This is a genomic window from Paenibacillus sp. FSL R10-2736 (genome assembly GCF_038000245.1).
Classification (GTDB): Bacteria; Bacillota; Bacilli; order Paenibacillales; family Paenibacillaceae; genus Paenibacillus_AQ; species Paenibacillus_AQ phytohabitans.
In genome coordinates, this window is the sequence record NZ_JBBOBN010000001.1 from 6,007,754 (window position 1) to 6,032,819 (window position 25,066).

Annotated in this window: 18 protein-coding genes; 3 read left to right on the plus strand and 15 right to left on the minus strand. The window is 55.2% G+C overall.

Annotated features, from left to right (window positions below; translation table 11 throughout):
- Positions 1 to 59: 59 nt before the first annotated feature.
- The gene (locus tag NSQ73_RS25635; protein WP_042140836.1) at positions 60 to 902 is read right to left on the minus strand and encodes an SDR family oxidoreductase; all 843 of its coding nucleotides are present in this window, start codon (positions 900 to 902) and stop codon (positions 60 to 62) included.
- Between the two features lie 182 nt (positions 903 to 1,084).
- On the opposite strand from NSQ73_RS25635, the gene csaA reads away from it, so the two are divergent.
- Positions 1,085 to 1,414, plus strand: a complete 330-nt coding sequence (csaA, locus tag NSQ73_RS25640; RefSeq protein ID WP_076242412.1) for a chaperone CsaA — start codon at positions 1,085 to 1,087, stop codon at positions 1,412 to 1,414.
- A 533-nt stretch (positions 1,415 to 1,947) separates the two neighbouring features.
- Here the strand turns inward: csaA and NSQ73_RS25645 are convergent.
- Positions 1,948 to 3,300 carry a PQQ-dependent sugar dehydrogenase gene (locus tag NSQ73_RS25645; RefSeq protein ID WP_340988670.1) on the minus strand — a complete coding sequence of 451 codons (1,353 nt, stop codon included), beginning with the start codon at positions 3,298 to 3,300 and terminating at the stop codon, positions 1,948 to 1,950.
- Between the two features lie 186 nt (positions 3,301 to 3,486).
- Between NSQ73_RS25645 and NSQ73_RS25650 the strand changes: the two genes are divergently transcribed.
- On the plus strand, positions 3,487 to 4,581 hold the full coding sequence (locus NSQ73_RS25650; RefSeq protein ID WP_340988672.1) for a M24 family metallopeptidase: 1,095 nt from the start codon (positions 3,487 to 3,489) through the stop codon (positions 4,579 to 4,581).
- A 68-nt stretch (positions 4,582 to 4,649) separates the two neighbouring features.
- On the opposite strand, the gene NSQ73_RS25655 is transcribed toward NSQ73_RS25650, so the two are convergent.
- On the minus strand, positions 4,650 to 5,375 hold the full coding sequence (locus NSQ73_RS25655) for a queuosine precursor transporter (RefSeq protein ID WP_039299835.1): 726 nt from the start codon (positions 5,373 to 5,375) through the stop codon (positions 4,650 to 4,652).
- A gap of 394 nt (positions 5,376 to 5,769) precedes the next feature.
- On the opposite strand from NSQ73_RS25655, the gene NSQ73_RS25660 reads away from it, so the two are divergent.
- Positions 5,770 to 7,458, plus strand: coding sequence for a methyl-accepting chemotaxis protein (locus NSQ73_RS25660; RefSeq protein ID WP_340988674.1), 1,689 nt, complete (start codon positions 5,770 to 5,772; stop codon positions 7,456 to 7,458).
- Positions 7,459 to 7,892: 434 nt separating this feature from the next.
- On the opposite strand, the gene NSQ73_RS25665 is transcribed toward NSQ73_RS25660, so the two are convergent.
- The 12 genes from NSQ73_RS25665 to NSQ73_RS25720 all read right to left on the minus strand — a co-directional run bounded on the left by NSQ73_RS25665 (position 7,893) and on the right by NSQ73_RS25720 (position 25,040).
- Positions 7,893 to 8,219 carry a YnfA family protein gene (locus NSQ73_RS25665; protein ID WP_340988676.1) on the minus strand — a complete coding sequence of 109 codons (327 nt, stop codon included), beginning with the start codon at positions 8,217 to 8,219 and terminating at the stop codon, positions 7,893 to 7,895.
- A gap of 2 nt (positions 8,220 to 8,221) precedes the next feature.
- On the minus strand, positions 8,222 to 9,775 hold the full coding sequence (locus tag NSQ73_RS25670; RefSeq protein WP_340989408.1) for a cobyric acid synthase: 1,554 nt from the start codon (positions 9,773 to 9,775) through the stop codon (positions 8,222 to 8,224).
- A 263-nt stretch (positions 9,776 to 10,038) separates the two neighbouring features.
- Positions 10,039 to 10,848 carry an adenosylcobinamide-GDP ribazoletransferase gene (cobS, locus tag NSQ73_RS25675; protein ID WP_340988677.1) on the minus strand — a complete coding sequence of 270 codons (810 nt, stop codon included), beginning with the start codon at positions 10,846 to 10,848 and terminating at the stop codon, positions 10,039 to 10,041.
- Positions 10,845 to 11,408: a bifunctional adenosylcobinamide kinase/adenosylcobinamide-phosphate guanylyltransferase gene (cobU, locus tag NSQ73_RS25680; RefSeq protein WP_340988679.1), complete on the minus strand. Its 564-nt coding sequence runs from the start codon at positions 11,406 to 11,408 to the stop codon at positions 10,845 to 10,847. The genes cobS and cobU overlap by 4 nt, the downstream gene beginning before the upstream one ends.
- Entirely contained in the window at positions 11,405 to 12,466 is a 1,062-nt protein-coding gene (gene cobT, locus NSQ73_RS25685) for a nicotinate-nucleotide--dimethylbenzimidazole phosphoribosyltransferase (RefSeq protein WP_340988680.1), read from the minus strand. Before cobT ends, cobU begins: the two co-directional genes overlap by 4 nt.
- Before the next feature lie 216 nt (positions 12,467 to 12,682).
- Positions 12,683 to 13,870, minus strand: a complete 1,188-nt coding sequence (locus NSQ73_RS25690) for an aminotransferase class I/II-fold pyridoxal phosphate-dependent enzyme (RefSeq protein ID WP_340989410.1) — start codon at positions 13,868 to 13,870, stop codon at positions 12,683 to 12,685.
- Between the two features lie 41 nt (positions 13,871 to 13,911).
- Positions 13,912 to 14,901, minus strand: a complete 990-nt coding sequence (locus tag NSQ73_RS25695) for a D-alanine--D-alanine ligase (protein ID WP_340988681.1) — start codon at positions 14,899 to 14,901, stop codon at positions 13,912 to 13,914.
- Between the two features lie 14 nt (positions 14,902 to 14,915).
- Entirely contained in the window at positions 14,916 to 16,376 is a 1,461-nt protein-coding gene (locus NSQ73_RS25700) for an aminotransferase-like domain-containing protein (RefSeq protein WP_340988683.1), read from the minus strand.
- Positions 16,377 to 16,842: 466 nt separating this feature from the next.
- Positions 16,843 to 17,928, minus strand: a complete 1,086-nt coding sequence (locus tag NSQ73_RS25705; protein ID WP_340989412.1) for a histidine phosphatase family protein — start codon at positions 17,926 to 17,928, stop codon at positions 16,843 to 16,845.
- Between the two features lie 11 nt (positions 17,929 to 17,939).
- Positions 17,940 to 18,905 carry an adenosylcobinamide-phosphate synthase CbiB gene (gene cbiB, locus NSQ73_RS25710; protein WP_340988684.1) on the minus strand — a complete coding sequence of 322 codons (966 nt, stop codon included), beginning with the start codon at positions 18,903 to 18,905 and terminating at the stop codon, positions 17,940 to 17,942.
- Positions 18,906 to 18,957: 52 nt separating this feature from the next.
- The gene (locus tag NSQ73_RS25715) at positions 18,958 to 19,896 is read right to left on the minus strand and encodes an adenosylcobinamide amidohydrolase (protein ID WP_340988686.1); all 939 of its coding nucleotides are present in this window, start codon (positions 19,894 to 19,896) and stop codon (positions 18,958 to 18,960) included.
- A 146-nt stretch (positions 19,897 to 20,042) separates the two neighbouring features.
- On the minus strand, positions 20,043 to 25,040 hold the full coding sequence (locus tag NSQ73_RS25720; RefSeq protein ID WP_340988689.1) for an S-layer homology domain-containing protein: 4,998 nt from the start codon (positions 25,038 to 25,040) through the stop codon (positions 20,043 to 20,045).
- Between the last annotated feature and the right edge of the window lie 26 nt (positions 25,041 to 25,066).

A 25,066-nucleotide genomic window follows, 5' to 3' on the forward strand; every position in this document is an offset into this window, starting at 1 on the left:
GCTCAAATCCAAAGTTGTTGTACAAAAGGCAGGATTTCAGCTTTTTCAAGCAGCTTAGGCTAGTTCAGCCCTGTCTGTTCCAGACTCCACTTCCACAGCCGTGCGGCTTCTTCTGTATTCTTCGCCCTTGGCGATAATTCCTTGATCTCGCGGCGGTAATAATACTGCCCGCTAACTTCGCTCAGCTCTGGCGCAGCCGCCAGATAAATGGCCGTGTCCGCACCTTTCTCAGGCGTCAGGAAGAAGTAGGACAGCAGCTTCAGCAGCGAGCGCCCAAAGCCTGTCTCCCGGTTCACTCCGATGCTCGTCCCCACCGCTCCCGGATGCACACAGTTCGCAGTAACCCTGGTGCCCTTCAGTTGAGCAGCCAGCTCGCGGGTAAACAGGATGTTGGCCAGTTTGGAACGGGCGTAAGCCTTAGCCGGGTTGAAGCCGCGTGACAGCGTATGATCCTCCAGATGCAGCTTGCCAATCTTGTAAGCACCTGAAGCCACTACCACAATCCTGCCCTGTTCAGCATGCTTCAGATTATCCAATACCAACATGGTGAGCAGAAAATGACCCAGATGATTCACGCCCAAATCCTGCTCGTAGCCGTCTGAAGTAAGCTCACGTCTGATGGCGACTACTCCAGCATTATTGATCAGAACATCAAGCACCGGATAGCCGGCCGTGAATTCCTCTGCAAAAGCGCGAATGCTTGCGAACGATCCCAGATCGCACAGCATCAGCCGGATTTGATCAGAGCCGCTCTGGCGCACTGCTTCCGCAAGAGCTTCCTCCCCGCGTTTGCGGCTGCGGCAGGCCATGATTACATGGGCTCCTCTGCGGGCCATTTCCACTGTCGTAGCCAGTCCCATGCCGGAATTCGCACCGGTGACAAGCACGGTCTTTCCTTTCATGGATATCTTCCCCTCTCTTGCGGGCCAGCCAGGCCAGGGCATGGCGTAGCCTTTTCAGAGTATATGTTTTATGATAATGTTACATCATTTCTTAGGGTTAAAATAGCCCCTGGGCATGGAATAACTTCTCAAGAAGTTTATTCCCGGTTAGAAGCAACTTATCAATTACAGGGGGCGAGTACATGGCTACTATTGAAGATTTCTTGAAGCTGGATATACGCATAGGAACCATTCTGTCCGCTGAGCCTTTTCCTGAAGCACGCAAACCGGCGATTAAGCTGCAGATCGATTTCGGTGAACTCGGCATTAAGGCCTCCAGTGCGCAGATCACCAAACGTTACACTCCGGAAGAGCTGATCGGCCGGCAGATAGCCGCTGTCGTGAACTTCCCGCCCAGACGGATTGCCGGCTTCCTCTCGGAAGTGCTCGTCCTCGGCGGCGTGCCGGAGGAAGGCGATGTGATCCTGCTGGCTCCGGAGCAGCAGGTTCCGAACGGAACGCCGATCGCGTAACGGACCCGCTGAACCGGCCACCCCGGGTAAGCCGCTTGCACTGCGTAGTCTCGTAAGCTCGCAGACCTGACGGTATAGAATATCGTCTGCAACTGGTGCACGGTATGATGGCAGCCCGCAGGTACTGATCGGTTGCTTGCGGGCTGGCTGTAGCCGGAGTTTGCACGCTGCAGTCCCATAACTGGAAAGGCTGTCCTCTGTGCAGGTGATCTGCAAGGAGGACAGCCTTTGTTTGTTACAGAGTTACAGAGTTATAGAGTGAAACGGACTCAGATGACGCTATTTTGCGGAAAAGGGTACTTTTGACGTTTATCCGGACTCAGAAGCCCTTATTCGGAATATTATAGACCCGAACACGGTAAAACTGAGCCATTAAGGTCATCTGAGTCCGCACCGGACAGAAACCGGGCTATTATCCGAAAATAACGGCTTCTCAGTCCGCATCAGCGGCGGATGGCCGAGAAATCCCTTCGCCATTAGCATAACCTGGTAAAGTGCCTGAAGAAATACACGGAAAATACAGCTAACAGCACTTATTTCCAATTCGGCCGCAGCGCAATCAGCTTATCATCCTGTGCGCGCGGGTTGCCTCTGCCATCCCGGTTATTGGTCATAATATACAAGGTGCCGTCAGGCCCTTCCGCCACATTGCGGATTCGGCCATACTTCTCTTTGAATAAAGCCGTAATCTTAGGCTTGCCGCCCGAAGGAGACAAAGATACCCGCAGCAGCTGCTGCCCGGACAGACCGGCAACCAACAGTTCGCCGCTCCATGGCCCCTGCGTAATAAAGGTCATGCCCGACGGCGCCCAGGTCACCTCACCGCTGTGTGCCAGCGGAGCCTTCAGCTTCAGCTTCGCGGCTCCGGTCTCATCGCCTTCAATCAGCGGCCAGCCGTAATTGGACCCGGCCTGAATACGATTGATCTCATCATGGCTCGACTGGCCATGCTCCGAGCTGTATAAGACTCCGCTCCCCGGCTGCCAGGCCAGACCCTGCGGATTGCGGTGGCCCATGCTATAGACCGGAGATCCCGGCCACGGGTTATCTTCAGGGATGCCGCCGCTGGTGGTAATCCGCAGTATTTTTCCGCCCAGGCTGGTCTTATCCTGCGCGAGATCAGGCTCATAGCGTTCACCTGTGGTGATGTACAAGTAGCCGTCCGGGCCCAGCTTAACCCTTCCGCCGTTATGATTGGTGTCTCCTGGTATATTATCCAGCAGAACCTGCTTGATCTCCGCTTTGCTGCTGCCGATCTTAATCCGCAGGACCCGGTTTGCCACTCCGCCCTCCGCATTGCGGTAAGAATGATATACATACGCCAATCCGTTGTTCTCAAACTCCCGATCAAGCGCAAGTCCCAGCAACCCGCCCTCTCCCTTACTGATAAAGGGGGCTTCAAGCTCCAGCAGCGGGGCCTCACGAAGCCTGCCGTTCTCTATGACCCGCAGACTGCCAGGCCGTTCGGTGAAAAAGATCCGCCCGTCCGGAGCGAACGCCATCTCCCAAGGCACATTCAATCCGTCTGCCAGCGTATGCGCGGTATAAGGGAAGACTGACGAAGCTGGCGGCTTCGGCGCGCCAGCCGTTACTTCCGGTGCCTGTGTGCTTCCAGAGGCACCAGGTGATGCTGCGCCAACCGGCGCACCCGTTCCTGCACTCGGAGACGCTCCCGGTGTTCTTGTCACCGGCGTTTCGGTCATCGTAGTCATCGAAGATGGAAGAGCAGTGCCGGCAGGCTGTGCGTCAAGATGCGGATTCTCGCCTGTCAGCTGCCCTTGCATAGTATCTTGTTCAGAAGAGGTGCAGGCTGACAGCAGGCCCATCAGCAGGACCAAAGTTCCGCGCAGCAGAAATGTACGGGAGAGGACCGATGTACCGGACATATTCATAACCTCCTGTTAAGTGAAGCGGGAATAGAAACCAGAAATGATTGTGGCAACTATTACCCGGTGCTTAACTTCACTAAACCCCCTTTAGCATCCGCTCCAGGGACGTGCAGCCTCCCGGATTATGAATTATAATGAGAATAATGCTGTTTCAAGCGTGTATATGAAAGGGGAACTATTACAATGAATGAAGCTCTGCTTAAGCTGGAGCAAGGACTTACAGGAGGGGGCTTGGATGCTCTCCTCGTGACCGATCCCAAGCATGTATACTATCTGACCGGCTTCGCCAGCAACCCGCATGAACGCTTTCTGGGCCTGCTGCTGATCCGCGATGAGGAGCCTGTGCTGATCGTTCCGGCGCTGGACGCCGAAGCGGCGCATGCCGCCTCCTCGGTGAAGACTATTCTGACGCACAGCGATACGGACAACCCGTACGAGCTGCTCAAATCCCGCTTCGGCGGCGCTGCTCCGGGCAGCTTCGGCATAGAGAAGGAGCACTTCTCCGTCAGCCGCTATGAGTTGCTGGCAGACGCCATCCCAGCGGGGGCATTCAGCGACATCGGCCATCTGCTTCGCGCTATGCGCGCCATGAAGACGCCTGAAGAAATCCGCATTATGAAGCATGCCGCCGAACTTGTGGAGGAAGTTCTCCGCCGGGGCCTGTCGCATGTCAAAGCCGGTGTCAGCGAGAATGAGCTGGTAGCGGAGCTTGAATACCTGATGAAAAAAGCCGGAGCCTCCGGCCCCTCCTTCGACACCATGGTGCTCTCCGGCCCGAATACGGCCCTGCCGCATGGTGTACCGGGTGAACGCAAGATTCAGCCGGGTGATCTGCTGATGTTCGATCTTGGCGTATACGCCGCTGGCTATGCCTCCGATATTACCCGCACCTTCGCTGTAGGCGAGATAGACAGCAAGCTGATAGATATCTATAATACTGTGCTTGCTGCCAATGAAGCTGGTATTGCCGCTTCTGTTGCCGGAGCCACCTTCGGTTCTGTTGACAAGGCCGCCCGTGACGTTATTGAAGCCGCCGGCTACGGCGAATACTTCATGCACCGCGTCGGACATGGTCTCGGCATGGATACCCATGAATATCCATCACTGCATGGACTCAATACGGATATTATTGCAAACGGCAACGTCTTCACAGTAGAACCGGGGATTTATGTGCCGAATCTTGGCGGCGTGCGCATTGAGGATGATGTGCTCGTTACGGCAGAGGGCCCGCAGACGCTGACCAGCTTCCCCAAAGAATTGACTGTGCTGAGCCTGTAATTCAGAAATCAAAAAAAGCCCCAATCTCCAGATCACTGGAGGTTAGGGCTTTTTTATATAAAACTATTCTATGAAATATTGCGCTTGGTCTCCTGGGAGCTGACTGTCTGCTCCTCTTCAGCGAACTTAAAGGAACGGGCAAGGTAAAGTACCGGTGTGCCTGCACCTGTAAGCAGGAATTTGGCCAGATAGGTGGTCAGCAGAATCTCTGTCCATACCTTCAGGTCATAGGTTCCGGCAAAAGCAATCGTACAGAAGATCAAAGTGTCAACAAAAGAGCTGATCATGGTGCTGCCGTTAGAGCGGATCCAGAGCTGCCGTGAGCTGCCGTAGTACTTGCGGATCCATGCGTATAAGCGCACATCCAGAAACTGGCTGATAAAATATGCGGTAAGACTGCCCAGTGCAAGTCTCGGCATCAGGCCGAAGATCGTCTGGAGTGAGGATTGGGCAATATCCGTCTCCTGCGGCTCAAATACAAGCACCATCTGCATAATGACGGTAGTCATCAGCAGAGTGAAGAATCCGAACCAGACGGCATTCCGCGCTTCTGCCCGCCCGTATCTCTCATTCAGCAGGTCACTGGTCATATATAACGTGACATACATCGTATTCCCCAGCGTCATTACGATATCGAAAGGCATCGCAATCGTCTTGGCGACTTGTATATTGGCGACCACGGTTGCCATGCCTACCCAGGCATAGAGCCCTTTTTTACCGAACAACCGGTAGCAGAGCAGAAAAAACACAAAATTAACAACAACAAACAAAATCCCCCACAACAAATTAAACATATTTCTGTTAACTCCTCCTAGTTTTGGTTACGCGGGATGGTTACGAACCGCGGCTATCCACTCTTATAGAAACAAAACATTAATACTCTACCACAGAAAAAGCTAACATGCTATGAAATTTAAAATTTTCATGAAAACAGCGTATAATTCATTTTTTTCGGTAAATTGGTGATAGACTCGTTAAATATTCAATTTTTTCTGAAAAATAATGCAGTATAGAGCAAACTTTCACTATTCAACCTGAGGTTAATTCTATAGAATAGTTATCAATCACAATTCCCGTTCACAGATAGCTTCATATATGACCTACACCAATGGAATATATTGCTGCTTGCCTGGCTCTTTGTCTGGCTTGGGATATTCAGATGCAATTGACAGAAAAGGAGAGAAAGAAATGTTCCGTTTCAAAAAATCAATTAGCCGCAAGTTTACGCTTCTGCTGTTTGTCGTTCTGTTACTCACTTCTCTTTTGCTAAGTATCAGCTTCTACTTCATATCCATTAATATCATCGACAGCTATGTGATGCCGCAGATCAACAAGTCTCTGACTGCCTCAGCCCAGGATGTATATAAGAATCTGAATGCTACAAGCGCGCAGCAGGCTCTTAACAAGAATGAACAGGCGGGGACCAATGTAGAATTCTATTTCGAGGAAAAGCGGAAGCAGCACGATGTTGAGACCATTTTCCTCATTGACCTGAAGGAAGGCAAAGCTACTGTTCTGGTCGCGGATCATAGTGCCAAGCTTCAGCGTGAAGAGTCCATTGAGGTATTGCCTGCCATGGAGCAAGCCTCCAAAGGAAAATCCGGACTTAGTGAAATCTATAGTGATAGTCATGGTATACATAAGAGTGCATTTGTTGGCGTTCCCGGTACCACCATGCTCGTTGGCGTAAGCTCGGATGTCGGCTTTATCCAAGAAAAGATGAGCAGCATTCTGTGGACCAGTGCGGGAATCACCCTGCTGGCACTTATCATCGGACTCTCCGGCGCCACACTGATGAGCCGCAGAATCATCCGTCCGATCAAACTGCTGGCGGCCTACAGCAACAAGCTGGCCGGAGGCGATTTCACCGAAGCACTTACGATCAAAGGCAACGATGAAGTAGGCCAGCTCTCCGAGAGCTTCCGGATCATGAGCGAGCGGCTCAAGGAGATGATCGGACATGTGCTGGATACATCGGGCGCAGTAGTTGCCGATTCCAATGATCTGAAGGAACGTGTTCAGATTCTGAACAATATGGCTGAGCAATCCGCTGTCTCTGTAGAGGAAATCGGTAAAGGCAGCACCACGATTGCGAGCAGCGCACTCGATAATTCCCGGGCCATGGATGAGATCAACATTGGCATCCAGCATATCGCTTCCGCCGCCGGTGAGGTCACGGAGCAGATCAGTGAAGCCTCCGCCGAAGCGATGGGCGGTAATGACATTGCCCAGAGTGCTGTGCAGCAGATGCGCCAGGTGGAACAGGCCTCGATACAGTCGCTGGAGCAATTCCGTATCATGAATGAACGCTCGCTGATGATCGGGGAAGTGGTGCAGGGTATTACCGAAATCACGAAGCAGATTCAGATGCTGTCGCTTAACGCATCCATTGAAGCAGCGCGCGCCGGAGAGCATGGCCGGGGATTCGCTGTCGTGGCCGGTGAAGTGCGCAAGCTGTCGGAGCAGTCCAAGGAATCCAATGAGCAGATCCGCGAATTCCTGCTCGGACTTCAGGAAGATATGAACCACTCGGTATCCGAGATGAACCACGTAAATACAGAAGTAGCTTCAGGTATGAACAAAGTGGTGGAAGCAGGCAATGCCTTCAATCATCTGCTGATTCTTATCCAGAGCATCAACCACAGCATCCAGTCCGTATCTGCTGCTACCCAGCAGATTTCGGCAGGCACCGAAGAAGTCAGCGCCTCGGTGGAAGAAACGGCACAGATTACAGCCAAGTCGCAGCAGAGCGCTGATACGCTGGCCGGCAACTCTGCCCGCCAGCACCAGGAGCTGGAAGGCCACGCGCTGACCGTAGAGCATCTGCATGAGCAGGCCGTGAAGCTGCAGAAGGCTGTCGAGCAGTTTAAGATTTAGCTAGTTTCTGTTCAATCAAATCTATAAAGCTGTTTAATAGTAAAATATAAAAAGCAGCTCCAAAGGCCTCGTGGCTGTTGGAGCTGCTTTTTTGTATAGGGACAAGCGTAATCCTTCAATTCCTCAAATTTGATTCGTAACCGGCAAATTGGGTTTGTTAGGTACACGCCGTTTCAGTATAAATGTTGTACGATTTACAACTCCGCTTCATAGATACCAGGTTTTTTAGAAGGATTGTTGTATGTAATACAATAATTTTCCTGATTCCCTGTTTAGAAAAGGAGAAATCCTGCCTTCCGTACAACATTTTCAAATTAGGACCGAAGCAATCCGCAAAATGTTGTATTTTGGGCAGGATTCATAGAATAACAAGGTTCCATCACAATCCGTGGATGAGAATAGAGGGATTCGTGCGGTAACTGATTAGGACATGCTCAGTGCCTCGGTGCCCACAAGATGACAGAGACCCCAATCACGCAGACGCCGGCGCCGATCCAGTCGTAGAGATCCGGTGTTTTCCGGTCCACCAGCCAGCCCCACAGCACAGCAAGCACGACGAATACTCCGCCATAGGCGGCATATACCCGGCCAAAGGAAGGAAACTTCTGCAGCGTCGGGATAATACCATACGCGATCAGGATGGCAGAGCCTGCCAATCCGTACCACAGCGGCCGCGATTCCCGCAGCCAGAGCCAGACCAGGTACCCGCCGCCGATCTCGGCCAGTCCGGCAACAATAAACAGCAGAACCGCAATAAACATCCCTATTCCTCATTTCTTGGCAAGCCCATAATATTGTACACGGCATTCATGTCCAGATGTGACCTTACAGCATCCGCCAGCCGGTCAAATTCCTGCTCACGGAGCGCAGCAGCCGAGAAGGTTACGGCTAGCGGTGCGAGTCCTTTGGCAATACGCAATCCGTCCAGCCAGCTGCGGCGCAGCCCGTCATTGTGGAACAAGCCATGCAGATAGCTGCCCCAGATTCTGCCGTCCGGGGTTCCCCAGCCTTCCGGCAGAGCCTGTCCTTCCGGCCCGTCCAGACTGAACAGACTGCGTACTGAAGCAGCATCATGATTCGTCGTCGTTCCCATATGTATCTCGTAGCCGGTAATGGGCATCTCTCCGATTGAGGCGGGCGCCTGAGTGCTTAGTTGCAGCGGATGAGCCGCAGCCAGTGTTCCGCTCACGCGTACTGTGGTCTTCTGCTGCAGGAACGCCGTTGACAGCGGCAGATACCCGAGGCCCTCACTCTCACCCGGTTCAGCACTCTCAACCGCATGAGGATCAAGCAGCTTCAACCCCAGCATCTGATACCCCCCGCAGATTCCGGCAAGCTGCTGCGTCCCCTGTCCCAGTGCACGCTCTATTGCCTCCGGGAACCCCTGCTCCCGCAAATACTGCAGGTCGGCAGCTGTATTCTTCGTGCCCGGCAATATAATGACATCCGGCGTTCCAAGCTCGTCTGCCGACAGGACATAGCGTACGGCAGCATCCGGCTCATCCTCCAGCGGATCGAAGTCGGTGAAATTGGAGATGCGCGGATAGCGGATGACCGCAATATCAAGTTCTTTCATAGAACCTTCACGCACACGGCCTGAGGTTCCTTCCAGAACTACGGAGTCCTCCGCCTCAATCCGCAGCTGCGGCAGGAACGGCAGCACCCCCAACACCGGAATGCCTGTACGCTCCTCCAGCCAGTCCAGCCCGGGCTGCAGCAGCGAGACATCGCCGCGGAATTTATTGATAATGAAGCCTTTGACCCGGGCCCGTTCATGCGGCTCCAGCAGCTCCAGCGTACCCACAATGAAAGCAAACACGCCGCCCCGGTCAATATCGGCAACCAGCAGCACCGGCGCATCCGCCCAGCCGGCCAGATTCATATTGACGATATCCCGCGCCTTGAGGTTGATCTCCGCGGGGCTGCCTGCGCCTTCCATCAGCACAATATCATAGGCCTCGCGCAGACGGCCAAGCGCATCCATCACCGTCCCTTTGGCTTCGGGGAGAAACTTCTCACGGTATTCTCTCGCACTGAGCGCGGCATGCGGCACACCATGCACCACAATCTGCGCGCTCATCTCACCGGATGGCTTCAGCAGGATCGGATTCATGTCGCTGGTAGCCGTAATACCGAAGGCTTCCGCCTGCATCCCCTGGGCGCGGCCGATTTCTTTGCCGTCCGCTGTAACATAAGAATTCAGCGCCATATTCTGCGACTTGAACGGTGCCGTACGGTAGCCGTCCCGGGTCATAATCCGTCCGATGGCGGCGGTGACGAGGCTTTTGCCGACATCGGAGGCAGTTCCCTGCACCATCAGCACGGCGGCTGGCCGCTGCTTGCCGCGTTCATCTGCACCCCCCGGCGCTGCCTGGACGGTAGCTGGCTGCTGCTTATCCGGTCCCGGTGCAGCTCCCGTCACTGCCTGAAGTGCGGCCTTACCTGAGGCTGTATCTTCCATGTTCATCTTCTTCGCTTCCTCGCTTTCTGGCTGCTTGCCGGTGTTCAGGGCGGTGCAGCCCTATAGCCCTATTGGAGCGCTGTGCGGCGCTGCCCTAAGTGCATGGCGGACGCTGTCCGCTACAGATTGTGCTGCAGCAGTACCAGCACAAGCAGAACCACCGTCTCCAGCAGTTCGCCCAGCGCGCCGTAGACGTCGCCGGTGAGCCCGCCGAGCCGGCTGGCAATCCGCCGCGCTGCGAGCATGCCGCAGGCTGCCGCAGCCGCCGGCGCCAGGACGGCCGCCGCTGCCAGCTGCGGCCAGGCCCCGCTGCCCGCGCCGAGCGCCAGAGGCGCCGCGGCAGCGGCCAGCGTAAGCAGCGCGGCGGTTAGACGCGCGCGCCGCTCCAGCCGGGCAGGCAGCCCGCCGAAGCTGGCGGCCAGCCCTTCATTGCCGCGGGCCAGCGGATAGCGGGCCATGGCCCGCACCATGTACCAGCGGCTCCAGACCGGCGGCAGCAGGAGCAGCGGCAACATGCTGTAGCTGCCGCCTTCAATCAATGCCGCCAGCAGCGAGGCCTTCAGCAGCAGGAGCAGCACGCAGGCCAGCACGCCCATAGCGCCTACGCGGCTGTCCTTCATAATCTCCAGCATTCGCTCCCGCGAGCGGTAGCTGAGCAGCGCATCGGCGCTGTCCATCCAGCCGTCCAGATGCAGCCCGCCAGTCAGCCCCACCCACAGGATGAGGGTGATGACAGCGGCAGGCCAGGCCGGCAGCAGCCAGGCGGCGGCAGCTGCGCCAAGCGCGGCGCTGAGGCCGATGGCTGCGCCGACCAGCGGATAATAGACCACGCTGCGGCGCAGCAGCTCAGGCGAGAAATCCGGGCTGTATTTGACCGGAAACCGCGACAGGAACTGAAAAGCAGCAGCGGCATCCCCCCGCGCGCTCACAGAATGTACTCCCGGCTCTTCAGCTCAACAGGTATTCCGGCCGTAACCAGGAATACCTGCTCACACTGCCGGGCAAGCCGCGCGTTCATCCGTCCGGCCAGGTCACGGTACAGCCGGCCGAGTGAATACTCCGGCACAATGCCGTCGCCTACTTCATTGGTAACCAAAATTAGCGTCCCCTGGAAGCTGGAGACACTCTGCTCCAGTCCGGCAATTGCCGCCTCCACCAGCTGCTGCCGGTCACTGCGTTCCTCCACAGCCAGCAGCTGGTTGGACAGCCAGAGCGTCAGGCAGTCCACCAAGACTGCCTGACCGCAGCCGCTGCCGGACAGCCGCCGGAGCAGCGCCGACAGTTCAAGCGGCTCCTCCAGAGTCTCCCAGCGGAAGCCGCCCTCCTCCCGCTGCTGCCGGTGCAGGGCAATCCGGGCCTTCATCTCTTCATCGAACGCTTGCCCGGTCGCCACATAGACCGCCTGCTGCGGGTCTGCCAGCTTCCGGGTTAAGCGCTCGGCGAAGCCGCTTTTCCCGCTGCGTGCCCCTCCGGTTACAAGGATGCTCATACGCTCTCCGACCCGGAGACCCCCGCACTCTCGAAGGTCGCCATCTCCCGCATAATCCGGCAGACCGCTTCAATGAAATGCAGGCACAGCGCTCCGCCGGTACCTTCACCGAGGCGCAGTCCGAGATCCAGCAGCGCCTCCAGACCGAGGCGGTCCAGCATCAGCTTATGCCCCTGCTCGCCTGAGACATGGGAAGCAATCATGTAAGCCGTTGATTCCGGTGCCAATGCCTTGGCGACGAGGGCTGCCGCTCCGGAAATAAAACCGTCCAGAATGACCGGAATCCGCAGCGCAGCCGCTCCCAGAATCAGACCGGCCAGGCCGGCAATCTCAAGCCCGCCTACCTTCGAGAGCACATCGATCGGATCTGCCGGATTCGGAGCATTCACCTTCAGGGCGCGTTCGATCACCGATATTTTGTGGCGCAGCCGCTCGTCGTCAATGCCTGTCCCCCGTCCGGCCGCCGTCTCTGGCGGAATACCTTCCAGTGCGCATAATACTGCAGCACTTGCTGTAGTATTGCCGATCCCCATCTCACCGGTAATAAAAATCTCCGTCCCGTTCTTCACCGCTTCCTGAGCCACCTGAACCCCAACCAGAATCGCGCGCAGCGCATCATCGCGGCTCATGGCAGGACCTGCCGCCATATTGTCCGTGCCGCGGCGCACTTTGCGGTCGATCAGCTGCGGATGGGTAATATCACCATTGATGCCGATGTCCACGAACTGAACTTCTGCACCACCCTGGCGGGCCAGCACGTTCACGGCTGCGCCGCCGCTCAGAAAGTTATAGGCCATCTGCATTGTAACCTCCTGCGGAAAAGCACTGACCCCTTCACAACAGACCCCATGATCCGCTGCCATAACTACTACCGTACGTCTGCTGTAACAGGGCTGTTCTACTTTGGAGATCCCGGCCAGCCGGACGGCCAGCGCCTCCAGCCGCCCGAGGCTTCCCGGCGGCTTGGTCAGGCTGTTCAGGCGGAGCACCGCGCGTAAGGTCGCTTTTTCATCAGGCGGAGCGATCCGTCCGGTTACTTCTTGTATGGCTGTGATCATGATATTACCTCCTGTTATCTATTGTATATTCTATTGAAAACAATCTACTGAAAATAATCCACTTCTATCTGCTCTGCATACTGTCATCAGAACACAAAAAAGCTCCCCTGCTCTGAAGAAGGGAGCTTCCGCTGACTTGGCTGCAAGCCAATTGAATTCTAACATATCCCTATTTCTTCCTTAAAGGATTATAGGTGATATAGATTGATCTTACAATTAGATTTTTACCTTCATGAAGCCTTCCAGCCGCTCCAGCGCTTCGGTCAGCTTCGCTGTAGAAGCCGCATAGGAGCAGCGGATATACCCTTCTCCGCCAGCCCCGAACACATGGCCCGGAACAACTGCGACTCCCGCCTCCTTCAGCAGCCTTAAGGCGAATTCCTCCGAGCTCATGCCGGTGCGGGCAATGGAGGCAAAAGCATAGAAAGCCCCCTGCGGCATATGGCAGGGCAGTCCGGCAGACCGCAGTCCGTCTACAAACATTGTCCGGCGGTCCTTAAAGCATGCCTTCATCCGGTCTTTATCCGGCAGAGCACTGCGCAGGGATTCGGCAGCGGCGATCTGGCCCAGCACAGGCGCGCACATGGCTGTGTATTGATGAATCTTGAGCATAGCCGCCAGCAGTTCGCGGTTCCCGCAGGCATATCCGACCCGCCAGCCGGTCATGGCAAAAGCCTTTGAGAACCCGCTGATCACCACCGTCCGCTCCTTCATGCCCGGGAGTGAGGCAATACTTACATGTGCGCTGTCGTAGGTCAGCTCGGCATAGATCTCATCCGAAATCACGATCAGCCCATGCTCCTTCACCACCTCAGCTACCGGCAGCCAGTCCTCATAGGTCATTACCGCCCCCGTAGGGTTGCTTGGAAAATTCACCATCAGCAGCTTGGATCGCGGAGTGATTGCCCGCTTCAGTGCTTCGGCCGTGAGCTTAAAGCCCTGCTCCACAGTCGTCTCCACCGTGGCCAGCGTTCCGCCATTCAGATAGGCGATAGGTGCATAGGCGACATAACCCGGGGAAGGAATCAGAATCTCATCGCCCGGTGCGATGAAGGCGCGCAGCGCCAGATCCACGGCTTCACTGCTCCCTACAGTAACCAATATTTCGTCCGCAGGATCGTACTGCAGGTCGAAGCCCTTCTGCAAATACCCGGCAATCTCCTCCCGCAGCTCCATCCTCCCGCTGTTAGGCGTATACATCGTCTCCCCGCGGTCCAGGGCGCGGATACAGGCCGCTCTGACCTGTTCAGGAGTAGCGAAGTCGGGCTCACCAACCCCGAGTGTAATAATATCGTTGTTACCCGCAGCCAGATCAAAAAAAGCGCGGATGCCCGAAGGCGGGATCTCCCTTAAGCGCGGAGTAATGGGGTCGCTGTGCAGGGAGATGCCAGTGAGGCTCGGGATGCGGGGGTGGCGGTCCACAGGCAAAGCAGATTGTTTTCTGTTCATAACCTGCCACCCCCTTGCTGTGCCAGTTGTGCTTCCGGTGCTTCCGGTGCTTCTGGTGCTTCCGCTGCTCCACCCATACCTCCGCGCTCCCGCAGCGATCCGGTGATAATCTCATCCAGCAGCCGGGTGAAGGAGATGCCAGACGCCCTTGCACTTTGCGGCAGCAGGCTGGTTGCGGTCATGCCGGGCAGCGTGTTCACTTCCAGCACATAAGGAATGCCGTCCTTCAGCAGCATATCCACCCGTGCATACACCGCGCATTTCAGCGCCCGGTAGCAGGTAAGTGCCGCCGTACGCACCCGTTCCTCGACCTCCGCAGGCAACTGGATGATCTGTTCCTCCGCCCCGCCCTGCTCATATTTGGCGCTGTAATCGAACCAGTCGGCACCGAGCGACTGAATCCCGATTACCGGCAGCAGTTCTCCACCGAGAATGGAGCAGGTAATCTCCTGCCCTGTTGTATAACGCTCAATCAGCACCGAACAGTCAGCGGCAAAAGCCTTCTCCACCGCCCCGCGCAGCTCCTGCGGATGATTCACCTTGGTCATGCCGATGCTGGAGCCGCCGGAATTCGGCTTGACCATCACCGGATAACCCAGCCGGTCCACGGCTTCAGGTGCATATTCATTGATATTGTCCCAGCACAGCCAGTCGGGTGTGGGGATGCTTTTGCTGCGGATAACCGTCTTGGCCAGCCCTTTATCCATGCAGAGACTGCTGGACAGCACGCCGCTCCCGGAATAAGGAATGCCTAGCGTTTCAAGCGCACCTTGTACGGTGCCATCCTCGCCGTAGGTCCCATGCAGGGCGAGCAGAGCGAAGTCCAGCCCCTCCACGCCCTCCAGCAGCTCCTTCCGTGAGGTGATAGGTACAGGAATCCCGGTGTATTTTGCCGGATCCAGCGCCTTCAGCATCTCCCTGCCGGTATTCATGGACACCTCATATTCAGACGATACGCCGCCCATAATAACTCCCACTCTAATCATATCCGTACACCCCTTCATCCCATAAGTTGCCGTGCTGTCCTGCCAATAATTTCGATCCCTCTGCGTATATCCTCATCCGCCACTCTGGAGAAGCCCAGCCGCAGCGTATTCTGCCCTGTACCGTCTGTGAAGAAGATGTCTCCCGCCGTAAAAATAACCCCCTGCCCGTGGCACGCTGCCAGCAATTCCCTTGTGCTGAAGCTTTCAGCGAACGTTACAAACAGATGCAGTCCCCCGTCCCCCGACAATGAGGCATACGGAATATGCTCCTTGCAGCAGGCCAGCGTCAGCTCGTATTTGCGTTTATACTCCAGCCGGGCCTTCTTCAGATACTTCTCCAGATTGCCGCCCAGCAGATATTGGTACAAAATAGACTGGTCGAGCGTCGAGGTATGGATACTGCGTGCCCTTTTGACACTTTCGAGATAATAGATCAGCTCCTGATCCGCCAGCACCCAGCCCACCCGCAGCCCGGGGAACAGCACTTTGGAGAAGCTGCCGAGGTAGATGACGCTATTCCCGCCTCCTGCCGCCGCCATTAACGGAGCCACATGGGCACCCGAATAACGCAGCTCCTCGTTGAAACCATCCTCGATAACCGGCACCTTGTAATCCGACATGAGCTTCATCAGGCCTTGTCTTTTCTCGGGAGACATGACAATTCCGGTAGGATTGTGGTAGGAGGGGACCAGATATGCACAGTCGTATTCCCGCTCTTCGAGCGCGCGCTTGAGTTCGCCGAGGTGGATGCCATCCCGCTCCATCGTTACCCCGTGTATCCCGAAGCCGTGCAGCTTCAGATTCTTGATCGCCGTATGATGGGTCGGGTTCTCACAGATTACAGCGCCATGCCGCTTACCCAGAGCAGACAACACTATGTCGAAGCCCTCCGTGAACCCGTTCGTAATCAGCAGATCCTTCCCGCGCATATCCACGCCCTTGTGCTCCATATATTGCCGCAAATAATCTATTAAAGGTTTATATCCCTTGGCATATCCATAATTCAGCAGAACGTTGCCCTCCACGGACATGCGTTCCAGAAAAGCTTTTTTGACATGATCCAGATCGAAGAGGCTCTCATCCGGCGCGATACTGGTAAAAGAAATCGTTCCTTTCCCCGCGCGGATTCCCCGCTTCATAATGTCCAGCTCTTCCGCGAGCAGCGCCTGGCCGCTGAGCCGCTCTTTCCAGTCCACGCTCCAGGATGCCGCTTCCGGATCTCCGTGCCCCGCTGCTGCGCCATGTGAGACATAACTCCCCTGGCCCTGCACCGTATACGCGAAGCCGTCATCCTCCAGACTCTCATAAGCCGAGATAATCGAGTTGCGGCTGACCTTGAGGAGTGTGCTGAGTTCCCGTGTTGAGGGGAGCTTCTGCCCGCCCTGGAGCGCGCTTTTGATAATAAGATGCTTCATGTAATCCTTCACCTGGATATATACCGGACGTCCGGCAATGAGCTTGAAATCCTTAAACATACCGCTATCGCCCCCATAGCTATCATGGCACAGACGCCGCCGTAAAAAAAGAACCACAGCCCCGGGATTTTCTTCCGGCTGTGGTTCTAAGGGGGGACAATGTATTCGGTTTTTCGCATACACTTGGCTAATTAACCCTATCGGCGGCGCATTATATTCGGTTTTTCGCATACATTCGGCTTGTTACCGCTGTCGGCGGCTCATTGTAGTCGGTTTTTCGCGTACATTCGGCTTGTTACCGCTGTCGGCGGCACATTGTAGTCGGTTTTTCGCATACATTTGGCTCGTTAACCCTATCGGCGGCACATTGTATTCGGTTTTTCGCATACATTCGGCTCGTTACCGCTGTCGGCGGCTCATTGTATTCGGTTTTTCGCATACATTTGGCTTATTAACCCTCTCGGTGGCACATTGTATTCGGTTTTTCGCAACCGAATTATAGTGGTCCCTATTCCAGCCGTGGTAGCTACACTTCGCGCGGTATCATGCGCCAGGCTCCTTCATCCTTCCGAAGATTCAGTACAGTGACTTCACCAGGCGCGGGTGCAGCTGCTGTATAGAAATTTACTCCTTCGGTCAGACGCGCCAGCAGCAGCCGGATAATGCCGCCATGAGTCACTATCAGCACGCGCGGAGGCGGGGGATTGGGCGGTGAGTCTGGCGCTAATGGAACTGCCGAAGATGAAATTGGTACTGGTGAATCTGCCGCTGGTGGAACTGCCGCAAATGGAATCGGCACTCGTGAATCTGGTACTGGTAGAACTATCACAGATGAAATGGGCACTGGTGAATCTGGCGCTGGTGGAACTGCCCCTGGTGGAACCACCCTTAGCTCGCTGGTTTCAATCCAGGGCATCCCCCTGTTAATGCTTGTATGCTCCAGTTCCTGCTCCAGCTGAGCCCAGAAATCATCCACCCGGGCTTCAAATTGTTCCCACGCTTCCCCTTCCGGCGGTGTTACTAATTCGGGGTGGTCAATCCAGCTGCGGTAGAGCTGGTTATCCTGGAGCTGCTCATACGTGCAGCCTTCCCAGGCGCCGAAATCCAGCTCGCGCAGCCGCGAATCATAGATGGCCTGCCGCTCCAGGTGTGGAGCCACGGCTGCCAGCGTCTCCCTGCACCTGAGCATGTCACTGCAATAGACACGCCAGAATTCCCCGCCGAGTGCAGGCTGGCCGCTTAGTGTGGACAATTGCTGCCGCTCCTCCGGCAGCAGCGGTAGATCCGTACTCCCTAAATAGCGCCGTTCCTTGTTCCACTGCGTGTGCCCATGGCGGATAAGCACCAGCTCTAATTCCAGTTGAGGTTCCTGCTCCTGCTCCAACTCCAGTTCTAACTCCTGCTCCAGTTCCTGCTCCAGTTGAGGCTCCCGCGCCAGCTCCTGCTCCAACTTCTGCCCTAGCCCCAGCTCTTGCTCCAACTCCCGCCCTAGCCCCAGCCCCAACTCCTGCTGCGGTGCCGGGTTACTTAGAACGCTGCGAGCTACCAGAGCCGAATCCTTCAAGTGGCTTATCTTGTCATTGTCCGCATTCTTACCCTCGTCCTTGTCCATCTGCACTCCGCTCAGCCTCCAATCCCGTTCCTTAACAAAGCAACCGCTGCACACAGGCAGACAAATATGGCTGAAGACAGCATCATCATACGCGAAGTCACGATAATATCCTCCGGCTCCATTGTCCGCAGGGGATCTCCCATGTAGGCGCGGAAGGAGGTTACGCCGTGGTATACATTTTCTCCGCCCAGGCGGATGCCCAGTGCTCCGGCAACTGCCGATTCCGGGTAGCCGCTGTTCGGGCTGGGATGAAGACGTGCATCCCTCCGCACGGTACGCCAGCATCTCCGCCAGTCCAGCCGCAGCAGCGCCGCACATAAGGTTAGTAATAGCGCTGTAATCCGCGCCGGTATGTAATTCGCAACATCATCCAGACGGGCGGATGCCCAGCCGAGGTCGCGGTACTTGTCGTTCTTGTAGCCGACCATGGAATCCAGCGTGTTCACCGCACGGTAAGCCATAGCCAGCGGAGCCCCGCCCAGCAGGGCGAAAAACAGCGGCGAGATGATCGCGTCGACTATGTTCTCCGCCACTGTCTCCACTGTGCCGCGGACGATTTCCGGACTCCCCAGGTGGGCCGTATCCCGGCCGACGATCATTCCCAGCGCTCTGCGGGCAGCGGGAATATCTCCTTGGCGGAGTTCTATATATACCGCCAGCCCGGCATCCTTCAACCCTTTGGAGGCAATCGTTGTGGAGATCAGCCATACTTCGGCAGCCCCGGCCAGCCAGGGGGATATCTTATAGAGTAGCATGACAAGCAGCGCTGTCAGCATCCATGCGCCTCCTGCTACCAGGAGCGGAAGCAGCAGCCCCGCCCGCTTCAGGGCACGGGGCGCCGATGCGAAGCGGCGGATAAGCCGCTCTATCGAGCTGATGGCCTTCCCCATATAGACAACGGGATGGGGAAGATTACGCGGATCGCCGACAATCCGGTCCACTATATAAGCGGCCAACAGTATGATGGCAAGCTTCACCTTGGTTCACCCCGCTGCGGTTCCTGGCGGTCCTTCTTCATCATTCCAGACATTATTCCCGGCCGCCCTTCTTCAGAGGACCGGGCTGCCCATTTAGTGCTTCTTGCGGCGGTAACAGTTCAGCTGCCACTACTGCTTCGACTTCAACTGCTTCGACTTCAACTGCTTCTTCTCCACCCGCGGCTTGCCCAGTTCCCGCAGAAGCCGCAAGTTGCTCTGCCTGCGCCAAGTTAGCTAGTTCCGCTCTCCGCGCAGCCTCTGCCGCCTTCACCGAACTCAGACTTTCCGTCACCGCACTGTACACCAGCCTGCCGATGGCTCCGCCCAAGTCAGTCGCAGTTCCGGCGTAGACATGCTCCGCTGCATAGCGGCGGCTCCCGCTCACCGCGAGCACGATGGCATCCGTTGTGGTCCCGGTTGCGATTAGACCGTTCTCGGAATCCGTAATTCCGAGATCTGCCAGTGCGGCAGCCTTCGCTTCCGTCGCCGTCATCACGGCATTGACCATGGCCGACGGCGACAGCCATCCGTCAATGCCAAGCATAATGTTAATCGTGCCCGGGCGGTAAGCCGCCAGCACGCTGCGCTGCGATCCGGCGCGGGCGGCATTGCCCGCAGCCGCTGTCACGCAGCACATAATCCCCGCAGAGCCGGTATCCTCCTCGGCAACTGCGGCATGTTCAAGCGGAACTGCCGTCATCAGTCCGGCACAGCCTTCCAGCGGATAACCCCACTCCTGCAGCTTATTTTCCATATCCCGTACCGGATTGCTGCATTCGTAGTCCCGGGTGACATATTGGTTCACCGCCCGCTTCAGGCGGCCTGTTCCTCCGCCATACACTGCGCTTGATATACTGTCTACCTCAGCCGGAAATTCCAGCAGCAGATGGCCTTCCCGCCACTCCAGCGTTAATCCCTGCCAGACCCTGCTCTGGTACACTGCCAATCCACCGTCAAGATTAAAGGGTAGGTTCACATTCACTTTTTTCACAATACATCCGCTCCTCTCGCGCAATAAACTATTCCTAAACCGACTATATCATTATATAGTATCTCGTTTTCTCTGTATCAATGTTTGTAGCCTACAAACAAAAAGCTGACGCCGAAAATCCGGACGCCAGCTTGCTCTGCCGTATGCTACTGCTGTTCAGTTATGTCTAACAGTCTTAGAATCAGGGTTACTGCCTCTGCCCGCGTTGCCTGATCATTTGGAGCCAGCCGGTTATTGCCTTGGCCTTCAACCAGACCCGCTTCATAGGCGGCTGCCGCATACGGCTGACCCCATGAAGGAATAAGCTCCGCATCTACAAAAGCTGCCTTAGCCTTAGGTTCTGTCTTCCATTCCAGCGCCCGGACAATCATGGCAATCATCTCCAGGCGGGTAATGTTTCCGCCCGGCCGGAAGGACTGATCCGTATAGCCTGTAATCCAGCCGGATTTAACTGCTGCGGCAACATACGGCTTCGCCCATGGCGGAATGCTGCCTTCATCCGTGAAGGAGGAAAGTCCGGATTGCGCAAGGTCCACCTGTAAGGCGCGGCCCAGGATCACCGCGAATTCACTGCGCGTAACCGCTCCGTCCGGACGGAAGGTTCCGTCTGCATAACCGTTCACCAGCTTGCGCTGCGCCGCAGTTATAATGCTCTCTTTTGCCCAGTGCTTCTCTACATCCTTGAACGCAGGCTGAGTAGCCATACCGCCATCGCCTGGATTTCCTGTGCTGCCCGTATTGCCGGTGGTTACGATAGTACCGGTATTCCCCGTGTTGTTGCCCTCATTCCCATTATTGTTTTTATTGCCATTATTGCCGTTATTGCTGTTGTTACCGTTGTTACCGTTATTACCATTATTACCATTGTTCCCTGTATCCGTGCCTCCGTCAGGCTTGGTGTCTGCCTTTAGAACCGTCAATACGAAGCTTTTCTGCGCCTCTGCCCCGTCTTTCTTCAGGATGGCCGTCAAAGTCACCCCGGTTGTGCTCGCCGGACGCTTAACCTCTCCTTTACTGGAGATGATATCGGGACTACTTGAGGTCCAGGTAATTTCACTTCCATGTTCGCCTGCTGCCGGCAAAATAACGTCTTTCGTAACCGAGGTCTGGAGGTCTCCATCAGCATAAACAATTTCAAGCTTATCCTTATCTAAGTTAACAGCCAGCGGTTTCGGTAAATCCCCTAAAGTTATCGTTACTGAGGCTGTATTTAACGGGACCGTAACGATACCTTTGCTGTTATCCATTATGCCTGCAGATACATCCGTAATATTGTTCACCATGCTTGGCAATTGGACACTGAAGCTGGCCCCTCCGGCCTCTACCTTCGCCTGACTCAAATCGCTGCTGAAGGTCACCACGAGCTGATTGTCTTGTCTTACAATGCTGTACCCGACTCTGCCGCCCTGCAGAGCGGGGTAATTCTGCACACTGGCCACCACATTATTGTTCTTGGCAGCGTCCTTGACCCACTCCTTAGGGATCCCGCGGCCTACAATAATCTCAGCCTTCTGGTTCTGATCATATATCCGCTCGGCAATCAGGGAATCAATGAGCACCTTGGAGTTCACGGATTGTCCCCACATATGCTGGGCCGATCCGCCGCCGCCCGGTGTATTCTGAAGGTTCAGCTGATCATTCGTCTGTGCCCAAGGGCTTCCTGCGACAGGATAATTGATCCCTTCCCACCAGCTGAACGGCCCGCTCATCGAATTTTCAATCATGAATTCATACGCTTTGATGCCCATATCCCGGTATTCTTCTCCGCGCAGCGCAGCGCTTCCGTATCCGGCGTTGTACGCGCTTGAATAAAAGCCATGCGGATACCCCCCGAAGTTGTACGGAGAATCTGTCGTATCCTCCTGAATACGCCGGTTGATTCCATAGGAATACGTATCGTCCAGCAGCTTCAGGTTGATGTTGTCCTCGGGCTGCTCCGCCCCATACAGATATCCGTCCCAGTGCCATCTGCCGAACAGGAACATGGAAGCCCAGTTCGCATCTCTGGAGTCTCTCATCCGGTTCTCATCATTGGTCTCAACGACCGAGGCCGGAATATAATCAAGCCCTTCTTCGGTTATCGTCTGCTGCAGCTTGGCTGTGAATTTGGCCAATAAGTCGTCATACCTTGCTTTTGCCCACTCCGCCTCCTGCAAATAGGCTTCGTCATTCTTTATACGGTAGAGCTCGCGGGTTACATATTCGTAGGCGGTCAGACCGGTCAGGGCAGAGTAATTGTCGATCGTCCAGTTGCCCTCGGAATCAATCGCATACGTTTTTTTCATAATTCCGTCAGCGTTGCGGTCACTCTCGATGGTTCTCGCTCCGAATTTAACCCGCTTCTCAAATACGGTACCGGTAGAGCCGTCATCGGCGGTCATCTGCTCATCGAAGATAGAGGCATCTCCGGTTTTACTTAAGTAAACCGCATAGGCCCACGGAATTTTCCAGTTTGTGTCCCAATACAGATTGCTGTCCACCTGACCCGTCTCAATGTTGATTCCGCCTGTCAGCGGGATACTCTTCAGATAATCCTGCGCATGGGCGAAATCCCCGCTCTGAATCAGGTTCACCAGAATGCCCAGCGTATCATGGGAGAATAACCGGGCATAGCCGTTCTCCCCTACATGCAGATACGTATCATCTTTAATAATCAGCGTATCGATATAGCCGGATTTGAACGCATTCTCAAGCTCCCGGTTCGGCAAGCCGATATCCACCACTGCGGAGAGTCTATTCAGCCAATAAGCCTTCATCTCACTGTAGTTGGCTTCGAAGGTTCCCAGACCCGCCACCTGCTCTTTGGTCAAGGAAGTATACCGGGTCACGTTCTTGTCAAAATATTCATATTTATCAGCTTCAATCGCATATTCCCTGACAACGCTCTCCCCCGGCTGAACGGTGTACGTATTTACAGCGTCCGCATTGAGTGGCACCAGATTGCCCGAGACGACCGGCAGCAGCATGAGCTCGCCTGAATGATTCGCAGCCGTGACTCTCGAATAGTTGATGACATAATCCTTATGGTCCACCGTATGCTTGTTGGCGAAGGTCTCAATCTTGTAGTCTACTTTATTCTTCGTATATTCACTGATCATTACCGGTAAATAACCTTCCCCCTTAGTCCACTTGATGTTGCTTGTATCTGCAACTCCGAACGTGACCATTTGCTTAGGGGCTACCGGACCATGCTGCTCCGGACGGCTTCCGCCGATCTGATACGATCCGTCCAGAAAAGCAAGCGAAGCATTCTTGTCGCCTTCGAAGCCGAAGGCTGCTGTCATTTGCGCATGCGTATCGTACTGGTATTTGCCTGCGGTCTTCAAATTATGAACCGCTTCCAAAACAGCGGAGAAGGCGGTCAGCTTCTCGTTATCCGGAGCGTTAACATCCAGCGCCTTGGCGGCTTGCACAGCTGCATTCAAGGTGTTCAGGGAACTGAGGGTGTAGCCTTTGATGACGGCCCGGCTAATAAGATCGATCTGCCCGGCAATCGCCGCCATATCCATATTAATCTCCAGCTGGCCCCTTGCCGCCTGTAAATGGCTGAGCGCTGCATTGATCTCCTCCGGGTCAGCGTCAAAATCGTTCAAAACCAGGCCGGCATTAGCCAACGCAGCTTCGAGTGCAGACCACGACTGCACGGTGTACAGCCTGCTGTTGTAGTTAGATTTGGCAATATCATCGATTAAGGCCTGTAAGGCGGTTCTGTCCACATCCGTATTCTTAATAATTCTTAAGATGCCGGTACCCAGATGTGCTTCGGATTGGAAGGCACCGGAGACACTTTTGCCAAAAAATTCACTTGCCGTTTCCCCGTTCTTCTTCATGACCATCCAGCGGTATTTGCCGGCGGACAGATTCTTCTGTGATAAAACCAGAGCGTACCGTGTATTTCCGGCGAGACTGTAACGGAGTGGAATCGTAGTCATTTCACCGTCCGCAACACGGTCCCGTCCGACCACCGTCTCTGCAAGAGGAGCACCTGCCGGGAAGCCGGAAGGGTCTGTCCCATATAGCTTCACGGTCAAGTCGCTTACGCTATTGGACATTTTCCTCACATTTACTTGTGCGTACTGCATCTCGAAGCTCTCCTGAGCTGTAAAAGTCTGATATCTGTCCTGCTGATCCCCGTTGCTGCCGAACTCGTATTCATTCTCCGCAGCACCTGTGTAATCGATCATCAGATTGGTTTCTCTTCTTACCAGAGCCGCTTGCTTCTGCTCCAGAAGCGACAGGGCACTGTCGATTTCCTCCTGTAGGGCATCCTGCTTGTCCAGAACCTCCTTGGCTTCAACCCTTGCCTTGGCAAAGTCCTGCCAGGATTCATCCGTGTATACACCTTGGAGTTTGTCCTTCACCTGATTATAGGCAAGCTGCAGCGCACTTTTGTCGGCTACCTCCTTGCTGCTTACCGCAAGTCCCGAGAAGGACATGTTACCGTACCGTGAAAGGGTTTCTGCCTGCAGACCCTCCACTCTTAGTTGCACATTGGCTGGCACCTTAATCTGATACTTGTATACTTCCGAGGTTCCCCCCGCACTGATTTCCTTCGTCTCCACGAGGTCCATATCTGCATAGATCTTCACAGCAGCTTTCGCCTGCCATAGCCCGATGCCGAAGACGACCGTCGACTCCTGCGGCTGAGGGGCAACTTGGAAGGTCCAGCCTACATCCCCGTATATCCCCGAATCTCTGTTTTTGGGGAAAAACACGCCGAATCCGGTATCCTTGACAGCCCTTTCATAACCAGCCATGCCGTCATTCCAGGAATAGGACAAATAATTCCCGTCATTGCCCCTATCCGGCTTCCCTTCGGTACCTGTCGTACCGTTCCCGTACACGCTGAAGGTTACAGAGCTGGGAACGGCCTTTTTAATCTGAATGATGTCATCCGGGCCGTTGCCTTTCAGATGCAGCCAGTCTACATTCCCAACCTCGGACAGATCCAGCGCATACTCACCTTCTACTTTACTTTGGGTAATATCAAGTGCGGGGGAGCTTACAGCGGCATCTGCGGCATCTGCGGCATTTGCACCGTCTGCTCCATAGGCGGCCGGGGGCTCTCCAAACGGAGCTGAGGATAAGACCAGTGAAGCCAGCAATATCAAGACGGGGATTTTTCGTAAGGGTATTCTGAGCATTCTTTAACCTCCTTGTGTATTTGTTT

Coding starts and splice junctions, on each gene's coding strand:
- NSQ73_RS25635 (WP_042140836.1), bottom strand. CDS start 902: ATGAAAGGAAAGACCGTGCTTGTCACCGGTGCGAATTCCGGCATGGGA.
- csaA (WP_076242412.1), top strand. CDS start 1,085: ATGGCTACTATTGAAGATTTCTTGAAGCTGGATATACGCATAGGAACC.
- NSQ73_RS25645 (WP_340988670.1), bottom strand. CDS start 3,300: ATGTCCGGTACATCGGTCCTCTCCCGTACATTTCTGCTGCGCGGAACT.
- NSQ73_RS25650 (WP_340988672.1), top strand. CDS start 3,487: ATGAATGAAGCTCTGCTTAAGCTGGAGCAAGGACTTACAGGAGGGGGC.
- NSQ73_RS25655 (WP_039299835.1), bottom strand. CDS start 5,375: ATGTTTAATTTGTTGTGGGGGATTTTGTTTGTTGTTGTTAATTTTGTG.
- NSQ73_RS25660 (WP_340988674.1), top strand. CDS start 5,770: ATGTTCCGTTTCAAAAAATCAATTAGCCGCAAGTTTACGCTTCTGCTG.
- NSQ73_RS25665 (WP_340988676.1), bottom strand. CDS start 8,219: ATGTTTATTGCGGTTCTGCTGTTTATTGTTGCCGGACTGGCCGAGATC.
- NSQ73_RS25670 (WP_340989408.1), bottom strand. CDS start 9,775: ATGGTGCAGGGAACTGCCTCCGATGTCGGCAAAAGCCTCGTCACCGCC.
- cobU (WP_340988679.1), bottom strand. CDS start 11,408: ATGAGCATCCTTGTAACCGGAGGGGCACGCAGCGGGAAAAGCGGCTTC.
- cobT (WP_340988680.1), bottom strand. CDS start 12,466: ATGATCACAGCCATACAAGAAGTAACCGGACGGATCGCTCCGCCTGAT.
- NSQ73_RS25695 (WP_340988681.1), bottom strand. CDS start 14,901: ATGATTAGAGTGGGAGTTATTATGGGCGGCGTATCGTCTGAATATGAG.
- NSQ73_RS25700 (WP_340988683.1), bottom strand. CDS start 16,376: ATGTTTAAGGATTTCAAGCTCATTGCCGGACGTCCGGTATATATCCAG.
- NSQ73_RS25705 (WP_340989412.1), bottom strand. CDS start 17,928: ATGGACAAGGACGAGGGTAAGAATGCGGACAATGACAAGATAAGCCAC.
- NSQ73_RS25720 (WP_340988689.1), bottom strand. CDS start 25,040: ATGCTCAGAATACCCTTACGAAAAATCCCCGTCTTGATATTGCTGGCT.